General features: G+C 67.0%; 15 protein-coding genes. 3 read left to right on the top strand and 12 right to left on the bottom strand.

All coding sequences use genetic code 11. From position 1 onward, the window contains the following. The first annotated feature begins 49 nt into the window (after nt 1–49). Together L3V85_RS09015 and mscL are read left to right on the top strand one after the other, a co-directional pair. Nucleotides 50–2,539 carry a tetratricopeptide repeat protein gene (locus L3V85_RS09015; protein WP_237678974.1) on the top strand — a complete coding sequence of 830 codons (2,490 nt, stop codon included), beginning with the start codon at nt 50–52 and terminating at the stop codon, nt 2,537–2,539. 59 nt (nt 2,540–2,598) lie between these two features. Continuing rightward, nucleotides 2,599–3,027: a large conductance mechanosensitive channel protein MscL gene (mscL, locus tag L3V85_RS09010; RefSeq protein ID WP_237678973.1), complete on the top strand. Its 429-nt coding sequence runs from the start codon at nt 2,599–2,601 to the stop codon at nt 3,025–3,027. Nucleotides 3,028–3,151: 124 nt separating this feature from the next. Here the strand turns inward: mscL and pdxA are convergent, their stop codons facing one another. The 3 genes from pdxA to L3V85_RS08995 are packed head-to-tail and all read right to left on the bottom strand — an operon-like array spanning nt 3,152 to nt 6,314. Continuing rightward, a complete protein-coding gene (gene pdxA, locus L3V85_RS09005; protein ID WP_237678972.1) occupies nt 3,152–4,195 on the bottom strand; it encodes a 4-hydroxythreonine-4-phosphate dehydrogenase PdxA in 1,044 nt (347 codons plus the stop codon). Next, nucleotides 4,192–4,965 carry a Nif3-like dinuclear metal center hexameric protein gene (locus tag L3V85_RS09000; protein ID WP_237678971.1) on the bottom strand — a complete coding sequence of 258 codons (774 nt, stop codon included), beginning with the start codon at nt 4,963–4,965 and terminating at the stop codon, nt 4,192–4,194. The genes pdxA and L3V85_RS09000 overlap by 4 nt, the downstream gene beginning before the upstream one ends. Next, nucleotides 4,962–6,314 (bottom strand): MFS transporter, encoded by a 1,353-nt coding sequence (locus L3V85_RS08995; protein ID WP_237678970.1) that lies wholly within the window; start codon nt 6,312–6,314, stop codon nt 4,962–4,964. The genes L3V85_RS09000 and L3V85_RS08995 overlap by 4 nt, the downstream gene beginning before the upstream one ends. Before the next feature lie 296 nt (nt 6,315–6,610). Here L3V85_RS08995 and L3V85_RS08990 point away from each other — a divergent pair, with 296 nt between their 5' ends. Further along, nucleotides 6,611–7,771: a trypsin-like peptidase domain-containing protein gene (locus tag L3V85_RS08990; RefSeq protein ID WP_237678969.1), complete on the top strand. Its 1,161-nt coding sequence runs from the start codon at nt 6,611–6,613 to the stop codon at nt 7,769–7,771. Between the two features lie 135 nt (nt 7,772–7,906). Here L3V85_RS08990 and tatC read toward each other — a convergent pair whose 3' ends face one another. The 9 genes from tatC to L3V85_RS08945 form a co-directional block, all read right to left on the bottom strand. Then, the gene (gene tatC, locus L3V85_RS08985; protein WP_237678968.1) at nt 7,907–8,719 is read right to left on the bottom strand and encodes a twin-arginine translocase subunit TatC; all 813 of its coding nucleotides are present in this window, start codon (nt 8,717–8,719) and stop codon (nt 7,907–7,909) included. Nucleotides 8,720–8,785: 66 nt separating this feature from the next. Further along, entirely contained in the window at nt 8,786–9,256 is a 471-nt protein-coding gene (tatB, locus tag L3V85_RS08980; RefSeq protein WP_237678967.1) for a Sec-independent protein translocase protein TatB, read from the bottom strand. Between the two features lie 13 nt (nt 9,257–9,269). Next, nucleotides 9,270–9,515 carry a Sec-independent protein translocase subunit TatA gene (gene tatA, locus L3V85_RS08975; protein ID WP_237678966.1) on the bottom strand — a complete coding sequence of 82 codons (246 nt, stop codon included), beginning with the start codon at nt 9,513–9,515 and terminating at the stop codon, nt 9,270–9,272. Between the two features lie 65 nt (nt 9,516–9,580). Then, nucleotides 9,581–9,940 (bottom strand): histidine triad nucleotide-binding protein, encoded by a 360-nt coding sequence (locus L3V85_RS08970; protein WP_237678965.1) that lies wholly within the window; start codon nt 9,938–9,940, stop codon nt 9,581–9,583. Between the two features lie 2 nt (nt 9,941–9,942). Then, nucleotides 9,943–10,314 carry a DUF4870 family protein gene (locus L3V85_RS08965; RefSeq protein ID WP_237678964.1) on the bottom strand — a complete coding sequence of 124 codons (372 nt, stop codon included), beginning with the start codon at nt 10,312–10,314 and terminating at the stop codon, nt 9,943–9,945. Then, nucleotides 10,311–10,712 (bottom strand): phosphoribosyl-ATP diphosphatase, encoded by a 402-nt coding sequence (locus L3V85_RS08960; protein WP_237678963.1) that lies wholly within the window; start codon nt 10,710–10,712, stop codon nt 10,311–10,313. The genes L3V85_RS08965 and L3V85_RS08960 overlap by 4 nt, the downstream gene beginning before the upstream one ends. Next, nucleotides 10,709–11,098 carry a phosphoribosyl-AMP cyclohydrolase gene (gene hisI, locus L3V85_RS08955; RefSeq protein WP_081266437.1) on the bottom strand — a complete coding sequence of 130 codons (390 nt, stop codon included), beginning with the start codon at nt 11,096–11,098 and terminating at the stop codon, nt 10,709–10,711. The genes L3V85_RS08960 and hisI overlap by 4 nt, the downstream gene beginning before the upstream one ends. Before the next feature lie 37 nt (nt 11,099–11,135). Beyond that, on the bottom strand, nt 11,136–11,915 hold the full coding sequence (gene hisF, locus L3V85_RS08950) for an imidazole glycerol phosphate synthase subunit HisF (protein WP_237678962.1): 780 nt from the start codon (nt 11,913–11,915) through the stop codon (nt 11,136–11,138). Between the two features lie 19 nt (nt 11,916–11,934). After that, the gene (locus tag L3V85_RS08945; RefSeq protein WP_237678961.1) at nt 11,935–12,768 is read right to left on the bottom strand and encodes a D-hexose-6-phosphate mutarotase; all 834 of its coding nucleotides are present in this window, start codon (nt 12,766–12,768) and stop codon (nt 11,935–11,937) included. Nucleotides 12,769–12,808 lie beyond the last annotated feature (40 nt).

The raw sequence follows: 12,808 nt of genomic DNA, 5'->3' as shown, positions 1-12,808 counted from the left end.
GGCCGGAATTTCAGCGGCCGATCTTCTGACCCGTCCAACCCACGGCTTCATGAACTCACCTTCTCTCGCCCCCGCGCCCACCGCCTCCGCCGATGAGGCAAGCCGTCTTCTGGAACAGGGGCTGACGCAGCACCGCATGGGCCGCTTCACCGAAGCCCTGCGGATCTACGAAAACCTGCTGTCGCAATTCCCCGAGCACGCCGACGCACTGCACCTCACGGGTGAGGCGCTCTACCGGCAGGGCCGCCCGAAGCTGGCGCTGAACTACGTGAACCGTGCGATCGCGAAGTCGCCGCACCACTTCTATTTCAATACGCGCGCAACCATCTTCATGCACATGGGCCTGCTGGCCGAAGCGCAGCAAGACCTTCGCCGCGCGATCAAGGCGCTGCCGAACTATCCCGAGGCCTATGTGAACCTGTCGGCGGTCTACCGCCAGCAGAAAAAATTCCGCCAGGCACGCGAAGCCGCCGGCGAGGCCACGCGGCTGGCGCCTCAGTCACCCGCGGCATGGAACAACGCCGGCGCGATCGACATGGAGCAGGACCGCCTCGAAGAGGCTGTCGAGCAGTTCCGCCAGGCACTGAAGCTGGACTCCGGCTACATCGCCGCCCACAAGAACATCGGGAAGATCCGCGCCCACCAGAAGGACTGGGCCGGCGCGCTGACTTCGCTGGAGCAGGCCCAGACCGATCCGCCCGACTTCGAGGCGGCCTATCTGCTGTCGCGCGCGCTGATCGCCTGCGGCCGCAACGAAGAGGCCATCGCGCCGATGCAGCGCGCCATGCGCCATTCGACAGTCGAAGTGCGGGCCAGGGCCCTGTCGGACCCCGAAGCGGTGGCGGCGCTCTACGGCGTCTGCGCCGCGCTGGAGGGCGCGGCGATGCGCTTCGACGAATCGGAAGAGCTGTACAAGCTCGCGCTGGAGTCGATGCCCGAACAGGAAGCGCTGCTGAACAACCTCGGCGCGACGAACTTCCGCCAGGGCCGCTACGACGCGGCCATCGAGGTGCTCAAGAAGGCCCTCGAACTGCATCCGCGCCAGGTGCTCGCGCGCTGCAACCTCGGCGTGACCTACGTGATGGCCGGGCAGTCGGAGGCCGCCATCGCGGAGTTCGAGCAGTGCCTGCGCGACGACCCGGACTTCATGCCGGCCATGGTGTGGCTGCTCGGCGAAAAGGCGCACATCGCCCGCTGGGAGGGCGTGCCCGAGCTGCGCGCGAAGATCGCGGCCCGCCTGGACAATCCGGTCGACGACCAGACAGCGTCGTCGTTCATCCTGATGTCGAACTACGACGACGCCCACCGGCTGATGCACTGGACCCAGCGCTCCGCCACGCTGGCCGACAGGAACACGGCCATCAAGCCCTTTGCCGATGCCGGGGCGCGCCGCACATCGCCGCGCATCCGCGTGGGCTACTACTCGTTCGACTTCCGCAACCACCCGGTGGCCCACCTGACGGCCGAGCTCTACAGCCTGCACGACCGAAAGGACTTCGAAGTCTTCGTGTACTCCTACGGCCCGGACGACGGCCACCCGGCGCGCGCGCGCATCGCGGCGTCGGCGGAGCATTTCGTGGACATGCACGGCCAGTCGATCCAGCAGATGGCCGAGCGCATCCGCGAGGACGAGATCGACATCCTGGTCGACCTCTCGGGCGACACGCGCGGCGCCAAGCCGCAGGTCATGGCCTATCACACGGCGCCCGCGCAGCTCATGTGGCTGGGCTACATGGGCACCAGCGGCTCTACCAACTACGACTACCTGGTGTCCGACGGTTTTCTCTCGCCGCAGGGCACGGAAGACTGCTACACCGAGAAGCTGCTGCGCCTGCCCGAGACCTTCCAGGTGATCGACACGAAGCGCCCCGTCAACCCGCACAAGGCCACGCGCGAGGCGCACGGCCTGCCGGAAGACGCGTTCGTGCTGTGCAATTTCTCGCAGTCCTTCAAGATCCAGCCCGAAACCTTCGACGCCTGGGTCCGCATCGTGCGGGGCATTCCGAACTCAGTGCTATGGCTCGCGCAAGGCCCGAACGGCTTCGAGCGCAACCTGCGCGCGCACTGGGAAAAGGCCGGCCTGCCGGCCGAGCGCCTGATCGTGTCGCCGCGCATGCCGGTCGACCAGCACCTGGCGCGCATCGGCCTGGCCGACCTGTTCATCGACACCTTCCCCTACAGCAGCGGCGCCACCGCGAACGACGTGCTGTGGTCGGGCGTTCCGCTGCTGGCGCTCACGGGCTCGACGATGGTGTCGCGCATGGCGGGCAGCCTGCTGGGCGCCATCGGGCTGCCGGAGCTGGTGGCCACGAACCACGCGGAGTACGTGCAGAAGGCCATCCACTACGCCACGCACCCCGACGAACTCGCTGCCTTGCGCGCGCGGCTGGCCGCGGCCAAGGAGGCGCGCCGCGGCTACTTCGACACGCCGCGCTTCGTGCGGCACCTCGAGGACGGCTTCAGGCAGATTGCCGCGCGCAGTCGTGAAGGGTTACCCACCGCGCACGTCGATGTCGCGTTGCGCCCGCCTGGGAAGTGAACAATCGCGGGCATACTCGGCTCTCCTTCAACAGCAGAGCTCCAGCAGCCTTTTGAATCATGAGCATCCTCAGTGAATTCAAGGAATTTGCCGTCAAGGGCAACGTCATCGACCTGGCGGTCGGCGTGATCATCGGCGGCGCGTTCGGCAAGATCGTCGATTCGCTCGTGGCCGACATCATCATGCCGCTGGTGGGCCTGGTGTTCGGGAAGCTCGACTTCTCCAACCTCTACGTGGTGCTGGGCACCGCACCGGCCGGCGTGGCGAACACGCTGGCCGACCTGAAGAAGGCCGGCGTGCCCGTGCTGGCCTACGGCAACTTCATCACCATCGCGGTCAACTTCGTGATCCTCGCCTTCATCATCTTCATGATGGTCAAGCAGATCAACCGCCTCAAGCGCAGCGAAGAGCCGGCACCGGCCGCCGCCCCCGCAACGCCCGAAGACGTGATACTGCTGCGCGAAATTCGCGATAGCCTCAAGCGATAACTGTTGCTCGCCCCCAGGCTGCGCGCACTTCGTGTCGCTTCGCCTACCCCCTACCGGGGGCAACACCAGAGGCCCGGCAGAGCCGGTTCCTCGGTGTTCCTGAAAGCCCCGGCGGCTCTCGCTTTCAGCTCAGCCGACGGGCCATGCGCAATGCCTCGACGAGGCTGGACGCATCGGCCTGCCCCGTGCCCGCGATGTCGAACGCGGTGCCGTGATCGGGGCTGGTGCGCACCAGCGGCAGCCCCAGCGTCACGTTCACGCCCTTCTCCACGCCCAGGTACTTGACCGGGATCAGGCCCTGGTCGTGGTACATCGCAATCACCACGTCGAACTCGCCGCTGGACGGCACGCCGCCCTTGGCGCGCGCGCGCATGAACACGGTGTCGGGCGCATAGGGCCCATGGGCGTCAATGCCTTCGGCGCGCGCGGCCTCGATGGCCGGCACGATGACCTCCCGCTCCTCCGAGCCGAAAAGGCCGCCCTCCCCCGCATGCGGGTTCAGGCCCGCCACGCCGATGCGCGGCATGCGGCCCAGCGCATGGGTCAACGCGCGGTGCGTGATGCGCAGCGTCTCGAGCACGCCCTCGAAGCGGACCGCCTCGATGGCCTGGCGCAGCGACACATGAATGCTGACGAGCACGGTGCGCAACTCGTCGTTGGCCAGCATCATGCGCACCGGCACGTCGGCCACGGTGCGGCCCAGGTGCGCGGCGGCCTCGGCCTGCAGCAATTCGGTATGGCCGGGATACGGAAAGCCAGCGGCGGACAGCGCCTCCTTGTGCAGCGGCGCGGTCACGATGGCGGCCACCTCGCCGCGCAACGCGGCCCGCGCGGCCCAGACCACGCATTCGCCCGCCACGCGGCCGGCCTCGGCGCTGACCTGCCCTATCTCGATGCCCGAAGGCGGCGCGATGACCTGCAGCACCGGGATGCAGCGCGGCGGCACGGTGGCAACCTCGGCGACGGATTCGATCTCCAGCACCGGCCACGCCAGTTCTCCCGGCGCGGCCAGCGCCTGGGAGGCCTGGCGCATCGTGCCGACGTCGCCGGCCACGAAGGCGCCACGCGTGGCATCCGGCGCCTCGCGGAAAGCCTTGGCGATGATCTCGGGGCCGATGCCCGCGGGGTCGCCCAGGGTGATGGCGATGGGGCTGTTCACTGCGCTCATGCGGGGTTGTCGATGTCGATGAACTCGTGCGTCAGCCCGAGCTGCGCCGCCACGTGCCCGGCCACCGCCTGGGCGCCGTAGCGCTCGGTGGCATGGTGACCGCAGGCCAGGAAGGCCACACCCATCTCGCGTGCGTAGTGGGCCTGGGGTTCCGAGATCTCGCCGGTGATGAAGGCGTCTGCCCCGGCCGCGATGGCGGCCTCGAAATAGCCCTGGGCGCCGCCCGTGCACCAGGCGACGGTCTTGATGGGACGCTGCGCGGTATCGAGCAGCGTGACGGGCCGCTTCAGCACGCCCTCCACATGGGTGGCAAGCGCCTTGGCATCGGCAAAGCCCTCGCCGTTCTCGCGCGTGCCCAGGAAACCCAGCTCCTGCTCGCCGAAGCGCCCGGTGGCGCCAGGATGGGCCACGAGCCCCAGTTGCAGGCCAAGCTGCGCGTTGTTGCCCAACTCAGGGTGCGCGTCGAGCGGCAGGTGGTAGGCGAACAGGTTGATGTCGTGGCCGAGCAGCAGGCCCAGGCGCTGTTTCATCCAGCCGGTGACGCAGCCGCTCTGGCCGCGCCAGAACAGGCCGTGGTGGACGAAGATGGCGTCGGCTTCGGCGCGGATGGCGGCTTCGATCAAGGCGCGGCTGGCGGTCACGCCCGAGACGATCTTGCGGACCACGGTGCGCCCCTCGACCTGAAGGCCGTTGGGTCCGTAATCCTTGAAGCGCCCGGGGGCGAGCAGCAGGTCGAATGCGTGAAGCAGTTCGTGGCGGGTGGTGCTCATCGCGACATTGTCGCGCGCCCCGCGGGCGCCACGCCGTCGCGCATGGCATGGCCGCGCACGGCAAGGGGCAGGAGCGCGAGCAGGAAGCCCAGCGCCGCCAGCACCGCCACGTAGTGCGCGGGCGCCATGGTGTCGTGCTGCAGCCAGAGCGTGAGGATCACCGGCGTGAGCCCGCCGAAGACGGCATAAGACATGTTGTAGGCGAACGAAAGCCCGGTGAACCGCACCGGCGCCGGGAACGCGCGCACGCCCGCGATCGGCACCGTGGCGATGGTGCCCACGAACAGGCCGACCAGCCCGTAGTGCCAGAACAGCGTGGCCGGCGTGCCGGGCAGGCCGGTGTAGAAAAGGTAGGCGGTCGCGAACAGTCCGCCCCAGCCCACCAGCATCACCGTGCGCGTGCCGAAACGGTCGCTGGCCCAGCCCGCGAGCATGCAGCCCAGCGTCAGGGTCAGCGTGGCCAGCGCATTGGCTTCCAGCGACAGCGCGGCCGGGATGTGGTGCACCTTCTGCAGGTAGGTGGGCGTGTAGAGCACCACCACCACGATGGCGGCCGACAGCACCCAGGTCAGCAGCGCGACGTACACGCAGGCCAGGCGGTGCTCGCGCAGCACGGTGCGCAGCGGCAGTTCGCGCGCCACGCTGCGGCGGCCGGCCAGCTCCTTGAACACGGGCGTCTCATGCAGGAAGCGGCGCAGGTACACCGACACCAGCCCGAACACCCCGCCCAGGATGAACGGAATGCGCCAGGCGAAGTCGCTCACCTGCTCGGGCGAGTAATGGCGGTTGATGGCCACCGCGATCAGCGAACCCAGCAGGATGCCGCCGGTGATGCCCGAGGTCAGCATGCCGATGCCGAAACCGTAGCGCCTGGCCGGCACATGCTCGCCCACGAACACCCAGGCACCCGGCATCTCGCCGCCGATGGCCGCGCCCTGCAGCACGCGCATCAGCAACAGCAGCAGCGGCGCCGCCACGCCGATGCTCGCGTAGGTCGGCAGCAGGCCGATGACCAGCGTGGGCGCCGCCATCAGGAAGATCGACAGCGTGAACATGCGCTTGCGGCCGAAGATGTCGCCGAAATGCGCGATGACGATGCCGCCCACCGGCCGCGCCAGGTAGCCGGCCGCGAAGATGCCGAAGGTCTGCAGCTGCCGCAGCCAGTCGGGCATGTCCGTCGGGAAGAACAGCGCTCCCAGCACGGTGGCGAAGAAGACGTAGATGACGAAGTCGTAGAACTCCAGCGTGCCGCCGAGGGCGGACAGGGCCAGGGTCTTGTAGTCGCTCGTGCCGAGCGTGCGTGCCGGCGCCGGCTGCGCGCCGTCCGGGAGGGTTGCTTCTGGGGTCATGGCTGACGGAGATATCGTTGCTGCGCGCACCGGTCCGCGAGACCGGGTGGGAACGGGAGGCGGCGCGCCGACGAAACGCCTGGCCGCATCCGCCGGGTGGGCAGCGCGGGAGGCCTGGAAAGCACGGTCCGGATCGGAACCGACCCGGAATACTAGGGGTTATCCCGGATTCACGCAGCCGACCGGCCGCAATCTCGACCGCCCGGCGCGGTCTATGGACAGTGCCGTTGAGGGACAATCGGAGGCAGTGCCGCGCCTGGAATGGCGCTCTCCGAACGTCTTTTCAGCAAGTTTTCATGAAACGTACCTGGCTGCTTTTTGCCCAAGCCGTGACCGTCCTGCTCGCGGCGTACTTCGTCGTCGCGACGCTCAAGCCCGAATGGCTCAACAAGCGCGCGACCTCGCTGGGCGGCGTGGTGTCGGTCGTGCAGGCGCCCACCGCCAACCCGGCCATCGCAACGCCCGGCAGCCTGGCCGTGCCGGCCAAGAAGGCCTCGCCGGCGGTGGTGAGCATCAACACCAGCAAGGCGGCGCAGCGCCATCCGCGCAGCAACGACCCGTGGTTCCGCTTCTTCTTCGGCGACCAAGACGACCAGCCCCAGGTGGGCCTGGGCAGCGGCGTGATCGTCAGCACCGACGGTTACATCCTCACCAACAACCACGTGGTCGAGGGCGCCGACGAGATCGAAGTGACGCTGAACGACAGCCGTCACGCGCGCGGCAAGGTGATCGGCACCGACCCCGACACCGACCTGGCCGTGCTCAAGATCGAGCTCGACAAGCTGCCGGTGATCGTGCTGGGCGACTCCGACGCGCTGCAGGTGGGCGACCAGGTGCTGGCCATCGGCAACCCCTTCGGCGTGGGCCAGACCGTGACCAGCGGCATCGTCTCGGCGCTGGGACGCAACCAGCTGGGCATCAACAACTTCGAGAACTTCATCCAGACCGACGCGGCCATCAACCCCGGCAACTCGGGCGGCGCGCTGATCGACGTGCACGGCAACCTGCAGGGCATCAACACCGCGATCTACTCGCGCTCGGGCGGCAGCATGGGCATCGGCTTCGCGATCCCGGTCTCGATGGCCAAGATCGTGCTCGAAGGCATCGTCAAGGAAGGCCAGGTGCGCCGCGGCTGGATCGGCGTGGAGCCGAGCGACCTCTCGCCCGAACTGGCCGAGACCTTCGGCGTGAAGGCCGACTCCGGCGTGATCATCACCGGCGTGCTGCAGAACGGCCCCGCGGCCAAGGCCGGCATTCGCCCGGGCGACGTGATCACCTCGGTGGGCGAGAAGAAGACGGACAACGTGCAGGCGCTGCTGACCGCGGTGGCCGGCCTGAAGCCCGGCAGCACCTCGCGCTTCGCGCTGCAACGCGGCAGCGACAAGATGGAACTGGATGTGACGCCGGGGCTTCGACCAAAGAGCCCGGTGCGGCAAGTGCCCAATCAACAAGAATAGGCTCGCCCCCAGGCTGCGCGGCACTTCGTGTCCGCTTCGCCTTCCCCCTACCGGGGGCAACACCTGAGACCCGGCTAAGCCGGTTCCTCGGTGTTCTGGACATTGGGATCGCCTGCGGCTATCCCATTCAGCGGATCAGCTGGATGATGCCGAATCGGCGCTTTCTTCGTCTTCCGGCTTCTTGCCGCTGCTGGCGAAATACTTGGCGCCGATGATGCCCACCTCGTAAAGCAGGCACATCGGCACGGCCAGGGCGAGCTGCGACACCACGTCGGGCGGGGTCAGCACGGCGGCCACCACGAAGGCCACCACGATGAAGTAGCCGCGAAACGACTTCAGCTTCTCGATGGTGACCATCTCGAAGCGCACCAGCAGCATCACGACGATCGGCACCTGGAAGGCGACGCCGAACGCGATGTAGAGCGAAAGAATGGCCTCGACGTAGGAGGAAATGTCCGGCGTCGCCTGCACCGCGGCGGGCGCGAAACGCTGGATGAAGCTGAACATCTTGTCCAGCACGAAGAGCTGCACGAAGGCGATGCCGGCGTAGGCCAGCAGGCTGCCGAAGAAGATCAGCGGCAGCGCGAACTTCTTTTCGTGGCTGTAGAGGCCCGGCGCCACGAACATCCACGCCTGGTACATGAGCCAGGGCAGCGCCAGCAGCACGGCCGCCATCATCAACACCTTGAGCGGCACGAAGAACGGCGAGAACACTCCGATGGCGATGAGCTTCGCGTCGTGCGGCATGTGGGCCTTGATCGGCATGGCGATCAGGTCGATCAGCCCGCCGGGGCCCGGCCAGATGGCCAGCAGGATGCCGGCGACCACGAGCCCGTAGACACAGTAGAGCAACCGGTCGCGAAGCTCGACCAGATGCGCCACGAACGGCTGCTCGGTGCCCGCCAGCTCGTCTTCTTTGTCTTTGTTCTTGTTGTCGGAATCGGCCATTGGAAAAGAAGAAAGCGTGACGTCGGCCGGCGTGCGGCGCGCTCAGAACGCGGTGTTGTGGATGCGCTAGTTGATCTTGTTGATCGTGTGCGGACGGAAGCGCGCGACGCGCGCGGCGCCCGACAGCGCCTTGGTGCGCACGCCGTTGCGCGCCTTGTACCACTGCGGCGTGGCGCCCTGCTTCAGGCGCCAGTTCTTGCGCGGGTGCTTGTATTCGGGCGGCGGTGGCGGCTCTGGTTCGGCCAGCGCCGAGAGGGTTTCGCCCGACCCGGAGAACTGCTTCTCGAATTCGCTCGCACCGGTGTGGATGCTGTGCTCGACGTCGCGCGCCGCATCCTCCACGGTGGTCTTCATCTTGCGCAGTTCGTCGAGCTCCATCGAGCGGTTGACTTCGGCCTTGACGTCGTTGACGTAGCGCTGCGCCTTGCCGAGCAAGGTGCCGACGGTGCGGGCCACGCGCGGCAGCTTTTCCGGGCCGATGACGATCAGCGCCACGACGCCGATCAGCGCCAGCTTCTCAATGCCGAGGTCGAGCACGTGCGGGCCGCGCTCAGGACTTCTGACGCGCTTCGACGTCGATCGTCGACTTGTCGCTGTTGGCCGGCTGGCCCGTCACTTGCTGCGCAGGGGCCGACGAAGCGGCGGCGTCGGACGAGCTGCCGTCCTTCATGCCGTCCTTGAAGCCCTTGACGGCGCCACCAAGGTCCGAACCCATGTTCCGCAGCTTCTTGGTGCCGAAGATCATGACCACGACGAGCAGCACGATCAGCCAGTGCCAGATAGAAAAAGAACCCATGGAAGACTCCTAAGAATGTGCCCGATTTTAGTCGGGCGTAATGTGACAGTTTGGCTTAATGCGGCTCAGCCGCGAAGCCATGGCCGGGGACCGCCCATGACATGGACATGGAGATGCTGGACCTCCTGCCCACCCTCGGCGCCCGTGTTGACCACGACCCGGAAGCCGCCTTCCGGATAGGGCCTGCAGCCCTGTTCCAGCGCCAGCTTGGGTGCCAGGGTCATGATCTTGCCCATGAGGGCCGCGTCGTCGGGCGTCAGCTGGGCCATCGAGGCGATGTGCTTCTTGGGCACCAGCATGAAGTGCACCGGCGCCCACGGCGCGATGTCGTGAAAGCCGAACAGGTCTTCGTCTTCGTAGACCTTGCGCGAGGGAATCTTGCCCTCGATGATTTTGCAGAAGATGCAGTTGGGATCGTGTGACATGCTCAGACAGCCATGGGCTTGCGTTCGCTCCAGTTCAGCCATCCCTTGACCAGCCGGTAGATCATCCACACGGCCGTGGCAAAGAGAATGGGAAAACCGACCAGGATCCAGATGGTGATGAACCCCAGGATGGACCAGCACAATCCCCACCAGAAGGTGCGGATCTGCCAGGTGAAATGGCTCTGGTAGAGCGTGCCCGCGGCGTCTTCGCGCTTGACGTAGTTCAGCACGATGCCCACGATGCCCGTGAGGCCGCCGGTGAACCACGACAGCGCATACAGCACGTAGACCGCCAGCGTGATCTGGCGCAAGCTCTCGATCTGCTCGGGCGTCTTGCCCGAGGAGAAGTCGTCGATGGTGGTGATGTCGCTCATCCGGATACCCCGCCTTTTTCTTCGCTGCTGCGCTGCTGCACCTTGCGCAGGGCTTTTTCCTCGATGCCGCTGGTGCCTTCGCGGCGCTCCAGTTCCGCCACCACGTCGGCCGGCGAAAAGCCGTAGTGCGCCAGCGCCACCATGGTGTGGAACCACAGGTCGGCCACTTCGTTCACTATTTTCGAACGGTCGCCGCCGTGGTCGGCGTCCTTGGCGGCCATCACGACCTCGGTGGCTTCCTCGCCGATCTTCTTGAGGAAGGCGTCGGGCCCCTTGTGCAGCAGGCGCGCAACGTAGCTTTTTTCGGGGTCGCCGCCTTGCGCGGGCAGGCGCGTCTCGATGACGGCGGCCAGTCGGGCAAGGGCATCGGAGATCTCGGTGTTCACGGCGGCCATCATTTGTAGATCGACTCCGGGTCTTTCAAGACGGGCTCGACCACGGTCCAGTTGCCGTTCTCGTACTTGCTGAAGAAGCAGCTGTGGCGGCCGGTGTGGCAGGCGATGCCGGGCTCGTGGCCGAGCTGGGTGACCTTGAGCAGCACCACGTCGTTGTCGCAATCGAGGCGGATCTCGTGCACGGTCTGCACGTGGCCGGATTCCTCGCCCTTGAACCAGAGCTTGTTGCGCGAACGGCTGAAATACACGGCGCGACCCAGCTCAGCGGTCTTTTCGAGCGCCTCGCGGTTCATCCACGCGAACATCAGGACGTCGTTGCTGCCCTGTTCCTGCGCGATGACCGGCACCAAGCCGTTCGCGTCCCACTTCACTTCATCGAGCCAATTCATGGAGGTATTGTCAGGGATAGAAAAAGACCCTTAAAGCTCAGCTGCGCACAGGGATTCCGCGCTCGGCCATGCGGGCCTTGGCCTGCCCGACCGTGTATTCACCGTAGTGGAAGATGCTGGCGGCCAGCACCGCGTCGGCGCCGCCGTTCTGGATGCCGTCGGCCAGGTCGTCGAGATTGCCCACGCCGCCCGAGGCGATCACCGGCACGCCGACCGCGTCGCTCACCGCGCGGGTCAGCGCCAGGTCGAAGCCGCTCTTGGTGCCGTCGCGGTCCATGCTGGTCAGCAAGATCTCGCCGGCACCGCGGCGGACCATCTCGGTGGCCCATTCGACGGCATCGAGACCGGTGTTCTTGCGCCCGCCGTGGCTGTACACGTCCCAGCCGGCGCCGCGCGTGGCGGCCTCTTCAGGCGTGCGGCGCTTGGCGTCGATGGCCACCACGATGCACTGCGAGCCGTATTTCTGCGAGGCGGCGTCGATCACGTTCGGGTCGGCGATGGCGGCCGAGTTGAAGCTGGTCTTGTCGGCGCCCGCGTTGAGCAGCCGCCGCACGTCGGCCACGGTGCGCACGCCGCCGCCCACGGTCAGGGGAATGAAGACCTGCGAGGCCACGGCCTCGATGATCGGCAGGATCAGGTCGCGGCCGTCGCTGGTGGCGGTGATGTCCAGGAAGGTCAGTTCGTCCGCGCCCTGGGCGTTGTAGCGCGCCGCGATCTCGACCGGATCGCCGGCGTCGCGCAGTTCGAGGAAGTTGACGCCCTTGACGACACGGCCGCCGGTGACGTCGAGGCAGGGAATGATGCGTTTGGCAAGCATGGGATGAACCGGAAAAGAATCAGAGAACGCAAAGCTGTTGCCAGCCCTGCCATTGGGCGCCGGGTGCCAGCAGCACCGGCTCGTCGATGCGGGCCGCCTCGACGCAGAGCATGTGGCGATAGCCGTCTTCGGGCATGTCGGCGAGTTTCGCACCGAGCACGGCACCGGGGTTCCAGACCACGGTTTCGGTGCAGCTGGCGCTTTGCGAGATCTCGAGGGTGCCGGCGGGCTGAACCAGCCGCAGCGGCTCGGGCGGCGCGGCATAGACGCTGTCGAATTCGGCGTCGAAATGCAGCGCCGGCTCGGTTTCCACATGGCGATCGTCGCGCAGCGAATCCCAGCGGTTGGCACCCTGCAGGCCTTCGAGCCGCACCTGAGCGATGTCGTCGACCCGCAGGTAGGTGTGCAGCGCCGCGGCGAAGGTCCAGGGCGCGTTGTCGGTATTGAGCAGCGTGAGCGCCGTGCGCAGCTTGCCGGCTTCCAGGGTGGCTTCGAGCCGCGCCTCGAAGGCATGCGGCCAGAGCTTGCGGGTGGCTTCGCTGTCGCGCAGCGTGAGCCGGAGCGTGCCGGGCATGCCGGCGGCTTCGGCTTCCCAAGGCAGATTGCGCATGAAACCATGTTTGGGCAGCATGCCGCGCTGGTTGAATTGCGGGCAACATATCGGCACGCCGCCGCGGATGGCCGCCTGCCCGTCGAACACGGCGCGCGGGCTCAGGTAAAGCCTTTCCACCCCGTCGGCCGTGATCCAGGAGAGTACTTGCGCGCCGTGCAGCGCCACGGTGAGGCTACTGCCGTCGGCGCCACGGGCGCATACGGCGAGCTGGCCGCGAAACTCGATCGAGCTGATTTCCATGCAAGGAATTGTAGGCAGCGCCAGCCGCATGGCCGCCGCA

The sequence above is a fragment of the Variovorax paradoxus genome (assembly GCF_022009635.1).
Lineage (GTDB): Bacteria > Pseudomonadota > Gammaproteobacteria > Burkholderiales > Burkholderiaceae_C > Variovorax.
Note: the sequence above shows the minus strand (reverse complement) of the source record. Positions and strands in the feature narration are given on the sequence as shown.

What these genes read in the sequence shown, in the direction of transcription:
- L3V85_RS09015 (WP_237678974.1), top strand. Translation starts at nt 50, where the DNA reads ATGAACTCACCTTCTCTCGCCCCCGCGCCCACCGCCTCCGCCGATGAG.
- L3V85_RS08970 (WP_237678965.1), bottom strand. Translation starts at nt 9,940, where the DNA reads ATGTCACACGATCCCAACTGCATCTTCTGCAAAATCATCGAGGGCAAG.
- L3V85_RS08960 (WP_237678963.1), bottom strand. Translation starts at nt 10,712, where the DNA reads ATGATGGCCGCCGTGAACACCGAGATCTCCGATGCCCTTGCCCGACTG.
- tatC (WP_237678968.1), bottom strand. Translation starts at nt 8,719, where the DNA reads ATGGCCGATTCCGACAACAAGAACAAAGACAAAGAAGACGAGCTGGCG.
- L3V85_RS08995 (WP_237678970.1), bottom strand. Translation starts at nt 6,314, where the DNA reads ATGACCCCAGAAGCAACCCTCCCGGACGGCGCGCAGCCGGCGCCGGCA.
- mscL (WP_237678973.1), top strand. Translation starts at nt 2,599, where the DNA reads ATGAGCATCCTCAGTGAATTCAAGGAATTTGCCGTCAAGGGCAACGTC.
- L3V85_RS09000 (WP_237678971.1), bottom strand. Translation starts at nt 4,965, where the DNA reads ATGAGCACCACCCGCCACGAACTGCTTCACGCATTCGACCTGCTGCTC.
- L3V85_RS08990 (WP_237678969.1), top strand. Translation starts at nt 6,611, where the DNA reads ATGAAACGTACCTGGCTGCTTTTTGCCCAAGCCGTGACCGTCCTGCTC.
- hisF (WP_237678962.1), bottom strand. Translation starts at nt 11,915, where the DNA reads ATGCTTGCCAAACGCATCATTCCCTGCCTCGACGTCACCGGCGGCCGT.
- L3V85_RS08945 (WP_237678961.1), bottom strand. Translation starts at nt 12,768, where the DNA reads ATGGAAATCAGCTCGATCGAGTTTCGCGGCCAGCTCGCCGTATGCGCC.
- hisI (WP_081266437.1), bottom strand. Translation starts at nt 11,098, where the DNA reads ATGAATTGGCTCGATGAAGTGAAGTGGGACGCGAACGGCTTGGTGCCG.
- tatA (WP_237678966.1), bottom strand. Translation starts at nt 9,515, where the DNA reads ATGGGTTCTTTTTCTATCTGGCACTGGCTGATCGTGCTGCTCGTCGTG.
- L3V85_RS08965 (WP_237678964.1), bottom strand. Translation starts at nt 10,314, where the DNA reads ATGAGCGACATCACCACCATCGACGACTTCTCCTCGGGCAAGACGCCC.
- pdxA (WP_237678972.1), bottom strand. Translation starts at nt 4,195, where the DNA reads ATGAGCGCAGTGAACAGCCCCATCGCCATCACCCTGGGCGACCCCGCG.